Annotated in this window: 2 protein-coding genes; both read right to left on the minus strand. The window is 66.1% G+C overall.

Features of this window, described 5'->3' with window-relative positions; all coding sequences use genetic code 11:
• Positions 1 to 235, minus strand: a 235-nt coding sequence (locus DYI24_RS27150; RefSeq protein ID WP_164574521.1) for a TetR/AcrR family transcriptional regulator, incomplete at its 3' end; no start/stop codon positions are given.
• A gap of 73 nt (positions 236 to 308) precedes the next feature.
• Positions 309 to 884 (minus strand): PaaI family thioesterase, encoded by a 576-nt coding sequence (locus tag DYI24_RS27155; RefSeq protein ID WP_164574522.1) that lies wholly within the window; start codon positions 882 to 884, stop codon positions 309 to 311.
• Positions 885 to 977 lie beyond the last annotated feature (93 nt).

The raw sequence follows: 977 nt of genomic DNA on the forward strand, positions 1-977 counted from the left end.
CCCCCGCCAGCTGGCGCCGGCGCTCGGTGGGGCGGTCCATAGCGTAGCTGAACGCTTCGATCACCAGCGCCTCGCGCGAGGCGAAATGCGCGTAGAACCCGCCGTGGGTGAGGCCCGCGTCCTTCATCAGATCAGCGACGCCGATGCCGTGGGCGCCCTTCTCGCGCAGCTTCACCGACGCCCGCCGGACGATGCGGTCGTGGGTCTCCTGCTTATGTTCCTTCGAATAGCGCATCGGCGATCCATGCCATGTTCAGGATCATATTATGACACCGAACGCGGGCGTCTGCCTCAAGTTTCGGTTCACCTCAGGAATCGTGCGGATGTGGCGCCGCAGCAGGCTGTCCCCCGAGCATCGCAAAAGTTGCAGTGGCGTGCACCGCCAGCTTGCCGGCGCCGTCATAGACGAAGCCCTCGGTGTAGCTCGACTGCCGGCCGAATTTCACCACCCGCCCCTCGGCCATGATCGTGCCGGACCGGACCGACAGCGGCCGCAGATAGCTGAGCTTCAGATCCATCGTCACCGAGCCCTGTCCGGCCGGCTGGCGCGTCGAGATCGCGCAGCCCATCGCGGTGTCGAGCAGCGCGGCTGCAATCGCGCCGTGGAGCAGACCCGCGGTGTTCTCCAGGCTCTGGTCCGGATCGAGCTGCATCACGATCCGGCCGGGATGCACTTCGGCCATCTTGAAGCCGATCAGCCGCGCAAGCGGCGGCGGCGGCAACCGGCCGTCGCGGATCGCCTGCATCACCTCGAGGCCCGACATCGTCATCGCGGCGCGTGCGACCGGCCCCGGCTCCTGCCAGTCGACAGTGCGGCTGCGGCGTTGCGCGGCCGCAAACAGGCCTGTGAGATCGGGTCGCGCAGCGGCATCGAGCATCGTCATCGGCGGGCTCCTGTTTTTATATGATGATACTCATATTATAAATCCCAGGTCACGACAAGCGCGCCGGCTCGATGCTTGACAGCCCCCCAGCAT

Source organism: Rhodopseudomonas sp. BR0C11 (assembly GCF_010820945.1).
In the GTDB taxonomy this organism is placed as follows: Bacteria; Pseudomonadota; Alphaproteobacteria; order Rhizobiales; family Xanthobacteraceae; genus Rhodopseudomonas; species Rhodopseudomonas palustris_H.